The 12,961-nt window shown below is 62.4% G+C and carries 12 protein-coding genes; 3 read left to right on the top strand and 9 right to left on the bottom strand.

The window, feature by feature from the left end; genetic code table 11:
• Positions 1-4 precede the first annotated feature (4 nt).
• Together mnmA and VGI36_12575 are read right to left on the bottom strand one after the other, a co-directional pair.
• Complete coding sequence (mnmA, locus tag VGI36_12580; protein HEY2485982.1) at positions 5-1,093, bottom strand: tRNA 2-thiouridine(34) synthase MnmA; 1,089 nt, start codon at positions 1,091-1,093, stop codon at positions 5-7.
• A complete protein-coding gene (locus VGI36_12575; protein HEY2485981.1) occupies positions 1,090-2,256 on the bottom strand; it encodes a cysteine desulfurase family protein in 1,167 nt (388 codons plus the stop codon). Before VGI36_12575 ends, mnmA begins: the two co-directional genes overlap by 4 nt.
• A gap of 85 nt (positions 2,257-2,341) precedes the next feature.
• Here VGI36_12575 and VGI36_12570 point away from each other — a divergent pair, with 85 nt between their 5' ends.
• Positions 2,342-3,538 (top strand): FAD-binding oxidoreductase, encoded by a 1,197-nt coding sequence (locus VGI36_12570; protein HEY2485980.1) that lies wholly within the window; start codon positions 2,342-2,344, stop codon positions 3,536-3,538.
• A gap of 277 nt (positions 3,539-3,815) precedes the next feature.
• Here the strand turns inward: VGI36_12570 and VGI36_12565 are convergent, their stop codons facing one another.
• The 5 genes from VGI36_12565 to VGI36_12545 form a co-directional block, all read right to left on the bottom strand.
• Positions 3,816-4,805, bottom strand: coding sequence for a threonine/serine dehydratase (locus VGI36_12565; protein ID HEY2485979.1), 990 nt, complete (start codon positions 4,803-4,805; stop codon positions 3,816-3,818).
• Positions 4,806-4,908: 103 nt separating this feature from the next.
• A complete protein-coding gene (locus VGI36_12560) occupies positions 4,909-5,547 on the bottom strand; it encodes a glutathione S-transferase family protein (GenBank protein ID HEY2485978.1) in 639 nt (212 codons plus the stop codon).
• Positions 5,548-5,755: 208 nt separating this feature from the next.
• Positions 5,756-6,472, bottom strand: a complete 717-nt coding sequence (epsC, locus tag VGI36_12555; protein ID HEY2485977.1) for a serine O-acetyltransferase EpsC — start codon at positions 6,470-6,472, stop codon at positions 5,756-5,758.
• Between the two features lie 27 nt (positions 6,473-6,499).
• Positions 6,500-8,176 carry a citramalate synthase gene (gene cimA / locus VGI36_12550; protein ID HEY2485976.1) on the bottom strand — a complete coding sequence of 559 codons (1,677 nt, stop codon included), beginning with the start codon at positions 8,174-8,176 and terminating at the stop codon, positions 6,500-6,502.
• 4 nt (positions 8,177-8,180) lie between these two features.
• Entirely contained in the window at positions 8,181-9,422 is a 1,242-nt protein-coding gene (locus VGI36_12545; protein HEY2485975.1) for an aspartate kinase, read from the bottom strand.
• Positions 9,423-9,739: 317 nt separating this feature from the next.
• Between VGI36_12545 and VGI36_12540 the strand changes: the two genes are divergently transcribed.
• On the top strand, positions 9,740-10,420 hold the full coding sequence (locus VGI36_12540; GenBank protein HEY2485974.1) for a hypothetical protein: 681 nt from the start codon (positions 9,740-9,742) through the stop codon (positions 10,418-10,420).
• A gap of 4 nt (positions 10,421-10,424) precedes the next feature.
• Here the strand turns inward: VGI36_12540 and VGI36_12535 are convergent, their stop codons facing one another.
• The gene (locus VGI36_12535) at positions 10,425-10,742 is read right to left on the bottom strand and encodes a hypothetical protein (protein ID HEY2485973.1); all 318 of its coding nucleotides are present in this window, start codon (positions 10,740-10,742) and stop codon (positions 10,425-10,427) included.
• 289 nt (positions 10,743-11,031) lie between these two features.
• Positions 11,032-12,141 carry a substrate-binding domain-containing protein gene (locus VGI36_12530; protein ID HEY2485972.1) on the bottom strand — a complete coding sequence of 370 codons (1,110 nt, stop codon included), beginning with the start codon at positions 12,139-12,141 and terminating at the stop codon, positions 11,032-11,034.
• A gap of 190 nt (positions 12,142-12,331) precedes the next feature.
• Here VGI36_12530 and VGI36_12525 point away from each other — a divergent pair.
• Positions 12,332-12,961 (top strand): hypothetical protein (locus VGI36_12525; protein HEY2485971.1); only part of this gene is annotated, 630 nt, incomplete at its 3' end.

Below are 12,961 nucleotides of genomic sequence, written 5' to 3'. Positions count from 1 at the left end.
ACCGTCACGCCTCCAAGGCCCGCTCGATGAATCCGCCGCCCAGCACTTCCTCGCCGCGATAAAACACGCAAGCCTGGCCGGGGGTTACGGCAGGACCGCCCGCCAGAAACCGCACCTCCGCCCGACGCTCTGCGCCCAGCGCAAGCACCGCGGGGACCGAATTCTGGCGATAGCGAGTCTTCACCTCGACTTCAACGCGACCCGCGGTGTGGGACGCATCCACCAGGCTTACGTCTCGGGCCAGCAACCCCGCGCAATTCAACTCTTCGCGCCGCCCGACTACCACGGTGCCGGTGTCGCCGTGGATCTCGCGCACGTACATCGGCTCGCTCGAGGAAAAGCCGAGGCCGCGGCGCTGGCCGATCGTAAAATGATGCACCCCGCGATGCGCACCGAGCGCGGTACCGGCGCGGTCGACGATTCGGCCCGGGCGGATGCGATCGCGGCTGGTGGCACGTTCGACCAACCCCGCGTAGTCGCCATCCGGAACGAAACAAATCTCCTGGCTCTCGGGCTTGTCCGCGTTGGCGAGCCCCAGCTGGCGGGCCCGCGCGCGCACCTCGGCCTTGGTTATCGCACCGAGCGGAAACAGGGTCCGTGCGAGTTCGGTCTGGGTCAGCGAAAAAAGGAAATACGACTGATCCTTGGCGTTGTCGCGGGCGCGCAGAAGATGAAACCGTCCGGCGAGGTCACGCGCAGTCTGCGCGTAGTGGCCGGTCGCTACAAAATCGGCGCCAAGAGCACGCGCCCGCTGCCACAACCGGTCGAACTTGATCTCCCGGTTGCACATCACGCAGGGATTCGGCGTCCGGCCGGCGAGATATTCCGAAACGAAATTGCCGATCACGCGCGTGGCAAAATCTTCGCGCAGGTCGACAACATAGAACGGAAAGTTCAGACGTTCCGCGACCCGCCGCGCATCCTCGAAATCCTCGTGTGAGCAGCAGTTCGCGCGCCGGCGTGCGGAATGCGCCGGCTCCGGCGCAAGACGCATCGCGACACCGACGACCTCATAGCCGGCTTCACGCAGCAACGCTGCAGCCACCGAGCTGTCGACGCCACCCGACATCGCGACCAGCACCCGAGCGCTCATGCGAGCGCCTCGCGCGCCGTAACCGGTTCGGACTCGGAAACGCGATGCCAGACACGGATGATGATTCCGGCCGCGCGCGTGACCTCATGCGCGGTTGTGTTCCAGCCGAGGCTGAGGCGCAGCGAGCTGCGCGCTTCGCCGGCGCTCCGACCCATCGCGAGCAGCACGTGGGATGGTTCGACGGCGCCTGCGGCACACGCCGAGCCCATCGAGACTTGGACTCCTTCGAGGTCCAGCGCGATGAGCATGCTCTCGCCCAGGACCCCGGGAAAGGTGAGGTTCAGAGTGTTGGGAATGCGATCGGTGAGCGGTCCGTTGCACACGAGTCCGGGAATCTGCGCGGCGAGAAGCGAAGAGAGGCTGGCGGTCAGCGCGCCGAGCCGTGCGGTCTCCACAGCAAGCGTGCGAAGCGCGGCCTGGGCTGCGGCGCCAAACGCCACGGCACCCAGCAGATTCGGAGTTCCCGCGCGTCGACCATCTTCCTGGGGACCGCCCAGCATCATCGGTGCGATCTGACAATCGTCCCGGATGAATAGCGCCCCGCTCCCTGCGGGAGCGCCAAGCTTGTGTGCGCTGAGAGTCATCAGATCGCAGCCGAGCTCATCGACCTCGAGTGGAATCCGGCCCGCGGCCTGGGCTGCATCGAGATGGAAGATCGCGCCCGCGCTGGCCGCGCGTCGCGCGATTTCGCCAAGGTGCTGAATCGTACCGACTTCGCCGTTGACAAGTCCCAGGGTAATCAGTGCGGTGGTCTCGTCGATCGCCGCAACGACAGCTTCGGGCGAAATCCGTCCCTCACGATCGGGCGCAATTCGCACTACCTCAAAGCCGCGATCATCGAGATTCAGCAAGGGCGCGAGAATGGAAGAGTGTTCGATCGCAGAGGTAATCACCTTGCGCCGCTTGCTGAGCGTCCCCAGCGCACCCGCAATGGCGAAATTGTTTGATTCGGTACCGCCGCTTGTGAAGATAATCTCCGATGGGCTCGCCGCCACCAAATCCGCGACCTCGCTGCGCGCTTGTTCCAATGCGCGGCGGGCGCGCTGCCCGGCGCGATGAACCGCGGCGGGGTTACCTTCACCCTCCAAGAGCAGCGCATTGAGGGCGGCGATCGCTTCGGGTCTCAGGGTCGAACCCGAGTTATGATCAAGATAAATGCGCATGTGAGTCTGAAAACTTCTCGGCGAAGGCTATAACCTAGCGCACCGCGCCCTCCCGAAAAAGCCGTCCCGGGCGAAACTTAAAGCGATGCCTGAAGAACTATCCGCAGCAAATGTCGTAGTGGTTGGCGCCGGCGTGGTCGGCTGCAGTATCGCTTTTCATCTGGCTCGAACGGGGGCCCGGGTGAGCGTTTTCGACAAGGGCGCAATCGGCGCGGGCATGTCGGCGCGGTCGGGCGCGTTGGTGAGGATGCATTACACCTTCAAGCCAGAAGCCGAGTTAGCGTGGAAGAGCCTAGGGTACTTCGAGAACTGGGGAGATGTGGTGGGCGGAAGTTGTGGGTTCGTGCGCACCGGTTTCTCGTTGATCGTCGCCGAAAAAAATGCCGACAAGCTCAGGCGCAACGTCGCGATGCTCAAGTCGATCGGGGTGGAGACTGAAGTAATCGAGCGCGGCGAACTTAAACGACTCGAGCCTGCAGCTTTTGTCGATGACGTGGGGCTGGCGGCCTATGAGCCGCGCAGCGGCTATGCGGATCCGGTCGCCACCACGGAGTCCTTCGCGGCAGCCGCGCGAGCGAGTGGCGCCAACTTCAACCTGAACATGCCTATCTCGGCGCTCGCCCATGTGGGCGGACGATGCGTCGGCGCAACCGACGCATCCGGGAAGACCCACGAGGCGGATTTCGTCTGCCTAGCGGTGGGACCCTGGACTGATGACCTGCTGTTGCCGTTCGGGACCCGGATCGGGATCAAACCGGAGCGCGCGCAGATCGCGTTCTTTAGCAGAGCGCCGGCGCTCGTGCACGGCATCTGTATAGACACCATCACGGGCAGTTATTTGCGGCCCCACGGCACCGATCTAACTCTGGTCGGTCTTGGGGCGCTCAATCCGGAGGAAGAAGCGAGTCCGGATACTTTTCGCGAAACCAACGACTTGAGCTTTATCGAACTGGCCCGCCAGCGACTGGCCAAACGCCTGCCCGGGCTCGCCGAGGCGTCTTATGCGCGCGGTCACGCCGGGATCTACGACGTGAGCCCCGACTCGCGCGCGGTCTTGGGCCAGGTACCGGGGGTAACCGGATTGTTCGTCGCCGCAGGTTTCAGCGGCACTGGTTTCAAGACCTCACCGGCGGTAGGGGCAGCGATGGCTGAATTGATCCTCCGTGCCAAGAGCGCCGTGATCGATCTGTCCTCCTTTTCGTTCGAGCGGCTGGTGAGCGGCGAGCTGATTCATCCGGCGGACGAGTACGCGCTGGGCGCGGATTTTGGGCATAGCCTGTAGTGGTTACTCGGAGAAACTCAGAAGAACCGCAGTAATCCGGACTAACCCTGACTGCCTCGCGGACCGGAAAGGGGAACTATGACCCAACGAGGAGTCACCTTAAGAAGAAGGTTGAACCGCGCGAAGAGCCAAGAGTCACAGCTTGCAGCCGCCAACCATTCTGGTGAAGCAAAAAATCCGGATGATCCATCGCGCTGATACGCCAAAGCGCGCGGCAATTTGCCTTCGCGAGAGCGGATTTGAAGCGCGCCTTCCTTCTTGCCTGAAGGTTGCTCTGTTAAATGCCGTCGGTGCCCGCGCCGCAGACCAAGGCACAAACCCTTTCGCCACTGTGGGCGCGATAGCGGCCCGCCAGAAGTGCGGCCACCGCGGCCGAGCCGCTTAGCTCTGCCGCGACCCCAAATTCAAACCATAGCCAGCGTGCCGCCTCCCGCATCTCGTCATCCGAGACCAGCACTACTTCGGCGACGTGTTCTCGAACGAGATCGAAGTTCAACTGCTCGGTGGCGCGGGCGCCGAGAGTCCCGGCGGCGGTCGTGATTCTATCCAGTTCGACGATGCGGCCGACCCGAAGACTACGGTACAGCGTGGGCGCGCCCTCGGGTTCGACGCCGATGATACGGATGTCTGGTCTGAGTGACCGGGCTGCGATCGCGGTGCCGGAAATGAGCCCTCCCCCTCCGATCGCGATCACCAAGGTATCGGTTTCGGGAGCGTCTTCAAGGACCTCGAGACCTACCGTACCCTGACCCGCGATCACCATTGGATCGGCAAAGGCGTGGATGTAAGTGAGGCCCTCGCTCCGTGCCGCAGCCAGCGCGATCCGATTGCTGTCATCCCAGGAGTCGCCCTCCAAAATGGTGCGCGCGTTCCATTCCCTGAGTTTCTCAATCTTGGCGGCCGGCGTCGTGGTCGGCAGATAGATCGTGGCCGGCAGACGCGCGACGTAGGCGGCGTACGCGACACCCAGGCCGTGATTTCCTCCGGAGGCCGTAATCAAACCTCGAATCGAGGTTCGGTCGGGCAGTGAAGAAAGTTTGTTCAACGCGCCGCGCGGCTTGAACGACCCCACAACCTGGAGGCATTCGAGTTTCAGGCACAGGGCACTTCCTAGGTTGTGGCGATCGCGAACCGGCCCGATAAAAATCGTCGGCGTCCGACGAATGTAGGGAGCGATCCGCTTCGCAGCCGCGCGAATGTCACCGACGGAAGGGGCGCGCGGAGCGTCACCTCGATCAAACTCGTGCGACATTACCGTTCCAGGCACCTCGCCCTCTCAGGTGCGGCTCCACCGACCTTCGACGCTTTGCCGCTGACCGGAAATGGGCTAGCAGAAAGACTCTAAATCCTCTCAAAGCTCCGGTCACGCACTAGCGCTGGTCGAAGTCGGTCATCTGCGCGCGGAGTGCGCGCTGGAAGGCCGGGCGTGCTTCGCCGCGGGCCTGGAAGGCTTTCAACCGTGGTGCGGACTCCATGAGATCGGTGTGGCGCAGGATGCGCAGCACGGTCGTCATCAAGAGGTCACCGACCGTGAAGCGGCCCTCGAGATATTCCCGATTGCCCAGCCAGGTGGCCAGCTCCGAGAGGCGCCGCTGGGTTGCGTTCACTACATCGGGGCGGTGGAGCTTCGCCCATTCCTGACCGGGCCAGAACAGGTCAATTTCGGCGAGCTGCTGGACGAATGGCTCGATGGAGTTGAGGGCGGCGAACACCCAGCAGACGGCGCGCGCCCTCTCCTTCTGGTTCTGGGGAAGGAGCGCTTCGGTCCGCTCGGCGATGTGGAGCAAAATCGAACCTGACTCGAAGAGAACGAGGCCGTCCTCTTCGAACATTGGCACTTGCCCGAACGGCTGGCATGCCCGATAGTCCGGCGATGCCTGAACCGCAGGGTCGATAAGCCGAGTCTGGTACGAGAGGCCGGCTTCCTCCAGCGCCCAGCGGACGCGCAGGTCACGGACCACACCCTGTGCGAATGGCGGAACCCACTTGAAGGCGCTGATTGTGATCATGGGCAACTCCTCTTAATTAACCTATTCGTTAAATAAGCCAGGCGCGATTGCGGGTCAACCGACGCTGCAACCGTGCTCGGCAGGCATCTTCATCCCACTGAAGGCGCGCGCCAGGTTATGTCGTTGGCGACGTACGCGAGCTTCGAGGACCCACCCTCCCGCGAAGCGCGGTGGCATGAGCGATTCGATTACGCTGGGAAATCTGCGCCTAGCGTTTGGCGATCGCGGCGGTACGATCGGGGGGATGATGCTCGTTGACTTTGTCTTCGACGCAGTCCTGACGCTCTTCGATCTCTTCCATCCGCACGCCCAGGCGGTTCATCTTTTCGACCAGGTTGTTGATCGCGCGAGCGACCGGGTCGGGCAGGTGGCCGTGCTCCAGTTCCGCCACGTCCTGGCGCGCACTTTCACCCTCTATGACCTTGCCGGGTATGCCGACGATGGTTGAATACGGGGGCGCCGACGACACCACAACCGCGCCCGCGCCGATGCGGCTGCCGCGCCCGATTCGCACCGGACCGATAACCGACGCGCCGGCGCTCACCATCACGTGGTCTTCGATCGTGGGATGCCGCTTTTCCTTTTTCAGGCTGGTGCCGCCGAGGGTCACGCCCTGGTAGATAAGCACGTCGTCGCCGATCTCAGTGGTTTCGCCCATCACCACTCCCATCCCGTGGTCAATGAACAAGCGGCGGCCGATAGTCGCTCCGGGATGAATTTCGATCCCGGTGAAGAAGCGCGCTACTTCGCTCACCATCCGCGCAACGAGCTTCAGACGGTGGTTCCACAACCAGTGCGCAAAGCGATGCAGCCATATGGCATGAACCCCGGGATAGGCCAGGATGACTTCCAGCGTGGTCCGAGCAGCCGGATCATTGTGAAAGACCGTTTGGACGTCTTCGCGCATGCGCTCGAAAAAACCCATGCCCGATCCTCTGTGGCCCCTAAAATCTCACGCCCGGCCGTTGCGGGCGTCACGAGGCGTGTTGGATACGCGCCCCGGACGAGGTTTCGCACCGTTGTGCCGGGAGGCAGTGTTGCTGCGCGGCTTCACGTTATCTTTGTGGAGCTTGTACTCGATCGAGTCAACCAGGGCCTGCCAGCTCGCATCGACCACATTGCTCGACAGCCCCACGGTGCCCCATCGACGCTTGCCGTCGGTCGATTCGATCAGCACGCGCACCCGCGCACCGGTGCCCGCGCCTGTGCCGAGAACCCGGACCTTGTAGTCGGCCAAGCTCATGGTTTCGAGACTGGGGTAGTACGGGATCAGCGCGCTGCGCAGCGCCGAGTCCAGCGCGTTGACGGGGCCATTGCCAATGGCGGAAGTACGGGTGCGCGCTCCGTCGGGACCTTCGATGACCACCACGGCTTCGCTGAACGGGGCGTGGTCTTCGTGCCATTTATCGTCGAACACGCGAAAGCTCACGAAATTGAAGTGTTCGCGGGCAAGTCCCAGGGTACGCAGCATCAACAGCTCAAACGAGGAATCGGCACCGTCGTAGACGTAGCCCTCGCCTTCAAGGCGCTTGAGTTCATCGAGTAGCACCGCGATCTTTTCGTTGTCGGGGCTGATGTCGATTCCGAATTCACGCGCCTTGTAAATGATGTTGGCGCGGCCCGCCAGTTCCGAGAGCAGGACCCTGCGATTGTTACCGACCGCGAGCGGGTCGATGTGCTCATAAGTGTGTGCGTTGCGCTGGATCCCCGAAACGTGGAGCCCTGCTTTGTGCGCGAAGGCGCTGCGGCCCACATACGGCTGACGTTGGAACGGCGTGACGTTGGCCAGTTCGTACACCAGGGTCGATACCTCGCGAAGTTGCTTGAGCTTGGCGGGGGGGACGCACTGGTAACCGAGTTTGAGCTGCAAGTTCGCGATGATGGAAATCAGGTTCGCGTTGCCGCAGCGTTCGCCGAAGCCGTTGATGGTGCCCTGCACCTGAACCGCACCCGCCTCGACCGCCGCGATAGTGTTGGCAACCGCGACCTCGGAATCGTTGTGGCAGTGAATGCCGATTGGACAGCTCACCGCAGCACGAGCGGCTTTGACCGCTGCATCGATCTCGTGCGGCAGGCGGCCGCCGTTAGTGTCACACAGACAGATCAGGTCTGCCCCGGCTGCGTCGACAGCCTTGAGGCAGGCCAGTGCAAACTCCGGCTTCGAGAAATAGCCATCGAAGAAGTGCTCGGCGTCGAAAATGACTTCACCGACACGTTTTTTTAGGAATGCGATGGTATCGTTCAGGATTTCGAGGTTGGAATCGGCCGAGATTCTAAGCGCCTCGCGCACATGCAGGTCCCAGGTCTTGCCGACCACAGTCGCAACCGGAGTTTCAGCGCGCAGCAGCAATTGCAGGTTGCGGTCCTGGGCGGCGCGCACGTTGGCACGGCGGGTTGAACCGAAGGCGGCAATTTTCGAGTGACGAAGGTGCGCCTTGCGGATCTCGCGAAAGAAGGCGGCATCGCGTTCATTGGAACCTGGCCAGCCACCCTCGATGTAGTCAAAGCCGAGGTCGTCGAGACGCCGGGCGACTTCGACCTTGTCGGCGGTCGTGAGGGAGACATCCTCGGACTGACAGCCGTCGCGCAAGGTCGTGTCATAGACCTGAATGTGTTTGCTAACCGCCATGAGACTAGACCGTCTCCTCGGGCAGCTGGAAGTCGGCACCGTCCACGAAAGCGTCGTGGAGCGAGCGCATTGCCAGCTCTCCGTATTTCGAACCGACCACCACCGATACCTTGATTTCCGAGGTGGCAATCATCTGGATGTTGATTCGCTCACCGGCGAGCACTTCGAACATCCGGGCGGCGACGCCGGCATGGGTTCGCATACCTACGCCCACGATCGATACTTTCGCAACCTGGTCCTCGTGGCGCACGCCGGTCGCGCCGACCTCGGCGCTGACGCGCTGCACCAACTCCAGGGTGCGGGCCAGATCGTCGCGGTTGACGGTGAAAGTCATGTCGGTGCGGCCATCCGCGCTGGCGTTCTGAATGATCATATCCACCACGATGTCGGCCGCGGCGATAGGACCAAAAATTCTGGCCGCGAGACCCGGGCGATCTTCGACGCCGGTGAGGGTGACTTTGCTCTGATTCTGATCGAGCGTCACCCCGGAAACGAGCAGATTTTCCATCGATGGGTCCTCTTGTCCCACCCACGTACCCTCCGAAGCATTAAAGCTGGACCGGACCAGCAGCGGCACCTGGTAGCGCCGCGCCAGCTCGACCGAGCGGAGCTGGAGCACTTTGGCACCGAGGCCGGCCATTTCGAGCATCTCGTCGTAGGAGATTCGTTTGAGCTTTTTCGCCTTGGGGCAGATATTGGGATCGGCGGTGTATACTCCATCAACGTCGGTGTAGATCTCGCAGGCGTCGGCCTTCAAAGCTGCGGCCAGCGCGACCGCGGTCAAATCCGAGGCGCCGCGGCCAAGAGTAGTAATATCTCCCAGCGCATCGACTCCCTGATACCCGGCAACCACGACGACTCGGTCGGCATCCAATTCTTTGACCACTCGGGATGGATCGATTGATTTGATGCGAGCGCGCCCGTGATTGGAATCGGTCGCGATGCGCAATTGATCGGCGAGAAAAGAAATCGCTGGGACCTGTAGGGCCTGCAGACGAATCGCCAGGAGCGCTGCGGAGACCTGTTCGCCGGTCGCGACCAGCGCGTCGGTTTCGCGGGGACTGGGAGCCTCGCACAATTCGGATGCCAGCTTGAAGAGACGATTGGTCTCACCCGCCATCGCAGACACCACCACGACCATTCGATTGCCGAGCAGGCGTGCCTGCGCAACGCGTTCGGCAACCGCGCGGATGCGTTCGGTCGAGCCAACCGAAGTGCCGCCGAACTTTTGAACAATCAGGGCCATGGAGAAGAATTGGTCATTTGCCCCAAAACGCTGGAGTAAACCTTGATTATGAGCAGATTTCAGGAGGTAAACCAGCCCCTGGTGTGACCCTGCTCACACGGTTGAAAGTTTTCGAGACGCCCGCAGGCAGGAAAGCGAATCCTCTCCCGGAACCTCCCCGGCGTTGCGGCTAACGAGGAGCCGGGACTGCTCGGGCTGCATGGAATCCCCCGAAGGGAAGGCACCGCAAGCCTGAAGGACAAATTGCATCGAGAGTCCCGCAGCGTAAGCTTGCTCATTATTCACTAACGGACATGATCACGAGAATTCCGCTCGACTTGGCAAATAGTCGCGTCGCCACGCTCCATCGGCACGACAGTCGTGGGCGCATCGTCGAGGTAAATCAGTGGGACGGAGGTGCGCCGGCGCGGTTTACTCTGATGAGGACCGCTGACGACGTCATCTGCCGGTTTCGTGCGGATGTTCCAGATAACCTGGCGCGCACGCTGGAGGAGCTATCCAGCCAGGAACCCCGAGGCCAGGAATTGGAGAAGCTGCCGGTCCATCATCATCGTTATCGCACCCTGCTTTCTTCGCACGCGCCGGTCGAGGTTGTTTCGGCGGGACCCGCTTACATTTTCACGCAAGACGCAGCGGGGAGCGCGGCACCAACTGCGATCGGCGAGCGCAACGCATATCTGCTGCGTGGCGGACTCGAAGAGTGGATCCCTGATGTACCGCACCGCAAACCTTTTATGGCGATGGTCGAGGATGGGCATGCGGTTGCGGTTTGCGCCAGCGTGCGTATTTCCGCCGCGGTTCACTGCGCGGGCGTGGAAACGCGCCCGGAATATCGCCATCGGGGGCACGCGGTGAACGCGGCGGGCGGATGGGGACGTGCGGTGCGGGCGCTAGGTGCGACGCCCTTCTACAGCACGTCATGGGAGAACATCGGCTCGCAGCGGGTGGCGCGGCGGCTCGGGTTGACGATGGTGGCGCTGGATTTTTCGATAGCGTAAGCGATCAGCGATCGCGGGCGGGAGAAAGTACCTCGATCCAGCCGTCCAGAATTCTCATTGCGACCCACACGGCGGGTATCGCCCATGGCGTCATGAAGAGGGGCAGGAATCCCGCGGCCACCAGCCCGGCGCCCTGACCTCTAAGCGCGACCTCTATCTTGAAAAAGCAATAGACTGCGGCGACGCCCCAGATGCCGCCGGCGATCGTCACGATCAGATAGAGGAACGCCGAAATTACGCAGTTTGTTAACAGGCCATGCGCGACGCTCACTTTGAGGAGGTGCATAGCGGTTGTTGGAGCGTAGCCCAGCGGTCGGGGCAAAGGCGAAGCCTCCACTCTCTTCTCCTCCCACCGGACGAAATTCTCGGCGTGCGGCCCGTTTCGGACATTCCCTCATCCCGCGCAGGCCGCGCGACAAATCGGAGGGCCGCGGTCGAGCCGGTCCATTCGCTTGCCTGGTGAAACTTAACCGCCTCGCGGTGGGTGGGTGGAGCGATAACTTTCCAGCCACGGGGTTCGCCCACCTGAGCTGTGTTGGCCTCCCCCGACTTCGCTTCGGATGATTTGACCGAAGCCGCCGCAACCCGCGCGATCCGCCAGATCCCCCAATTCAGGAGAGTTGGGCGACCACTTTACCCATCGATGAAGTGTCGTAGCCGCACAGCGTGGCCACTTCGCGGGCAAACCGGGCCGAGGTGAGCGATTCCATCATTGCGCGCAGCGGGATCGATGACATCTCGCGCTCCGGAATTGCCAGATCGTAGCGTTCTTCGCGATGCGCCACGAATCCCAGCCCATAGGCCTGCGCGGCGACCCTCAGCGTCACACCCGCGTCGGCGCGGCCTGCGGCGATTGCCTCGGCGACTTCGAGATGACCCGGAACTTCAACTTCGTAGCCCACGAGGGCTTTCGCGTCGAGACCCAAATCGTGAATCGCCTCGTCGAGTGCGCTGCGCGCGCCGGAGCCTCGCTCGCGGTTGACGATCTTGAGGCCGCGGCGTCCCAGGTCGGCGAAGCCTCGAATCGCATGCGGGTTACGAGGAGCGGTCGCGAGCCCCAGTTCCCAGCGTCCGAAACTGACCAGTACCGTGCGCTGACGGCCGAGCGCGCGCCGAGCCGCATCGAGATTGTACTCTCCGGTTTTACGATGGCGCAGATGCGCGCCCGCAACATGGACCTGACCGGCGCCGAGTGCGTCGAGCGCCCGCTGGCTGCCCCGTCCGAACGCTGCCACGGTGACCGGAGAGTGATGGCGCGCGATCCAATCTGCCAGAATCGAGACCGCAGGGTCACAGCCGGCGACCAGCAGCATGGAATTGATTTCCGCCCCCGAGCGAAGGCTCTCCACCGCGGCACGGCTTCCATGCGTCCGTTCGATGGTTCCGGCAGCTGGCGCCAGCGCTCGCGGTGCGGCGAAGTACGGAACCGCGACTACGCGTCCCCTGACCCGGCCGAGCGCAACCCGGGTTCCCACCGCACTTTCCGCACCCCGTGCCATTACCGCATCGATGCGCTCGAAGGGCAATTCCGCGAACAGACTCTCAACCGTGTCACCCAATTCGCGTGCGAGCTTGAGCGCGACGCTGACACTCGGTTGATAGACGCCCGACTCGATCGCGCTCAGGGCCTGCCGCGAGATTGCCGCGCGGCGCGCGAGTTCGGTCTGGCTCATCTGGCGCGCGGTGCGTGCGGTGCGAATCCGGTTTCCGATGTCAGCCATAATACTTGTCAGCAATGCCATCATACTGGCATAACACTCTCGCCATGAGAATTCTCTTTCGCCGGTCCGGGTTCAATGTGGTGGTGATGGGCGCAGTGGTCCTCCTGACGCTGGTGCCGGCCGTAGCGCGGGCGCAAAGCGCTTCTGGGAGCGGCGGCCTAGGGGACATGATCGTGCAGTTTATAGACGATTGGCAGGCGCGCGCGACGCGCATCCCGTCGGAGCAGCCGCACTGGGTGACGCCGCTGGTGACCGTGACCCCCGCCTTGAACAGGAATTCCGCTACGATCAGTTCTGGCAGGCCAATCAGAATGGACAAGCGACCGACAACTTCGGCGGCAGCAAGGGACTGGAACTCATTCCCTTTCAAAATACCGAGGTGATCCTCGGAATTCCCCCCTGGATCGCGCACAACGGCAGCATTCGATTGCCGACTAAGAAAAAATCTGTCGACACCGACGGGTGGGGCGACCAAACCTTCCTGCTCAAATATCGGCTGCTGTCGGCGAACGAGGAGAATGGCAACTACATCGTGACCGCCTTTATGGGGTTCAGCGCCCCGACCGGCGATGACGGCAACAGCGCCGGGCACGGGTTGTTTACCACCACCATCGCGGGAGGAAAGGGATTTGGTGATTTCAGCGTTCAATTCACGCTGGGAGTCACCTTTCCCAGCGGCGGCGAGGATCGGCTGGGGTGGCCAATGGTGTGGAATACCGCGTTTCAATATCACATCTTCAAATACTTTTGGCCCGAAGTGGAAACTAATTACACATGGTTCGCCAAGGGCGAACACACCGGCAAAAATCAGCTGTTCCTG

The sequence above is a fragment of the Candidatus Binataceae bacterium genome, from assembly GCA_036495685.1.
In the GTDB taxonomy this organism is placed as follows: domain Bacteria; phylum Desulfobacterota; class Binatia; order Binatales; family Binataceae; genus JAFAHS01.
Note: the sequence above shows the minus strand (reverse complement) of the source record. Positions and strands in the feature narration are given on the sequence as shown.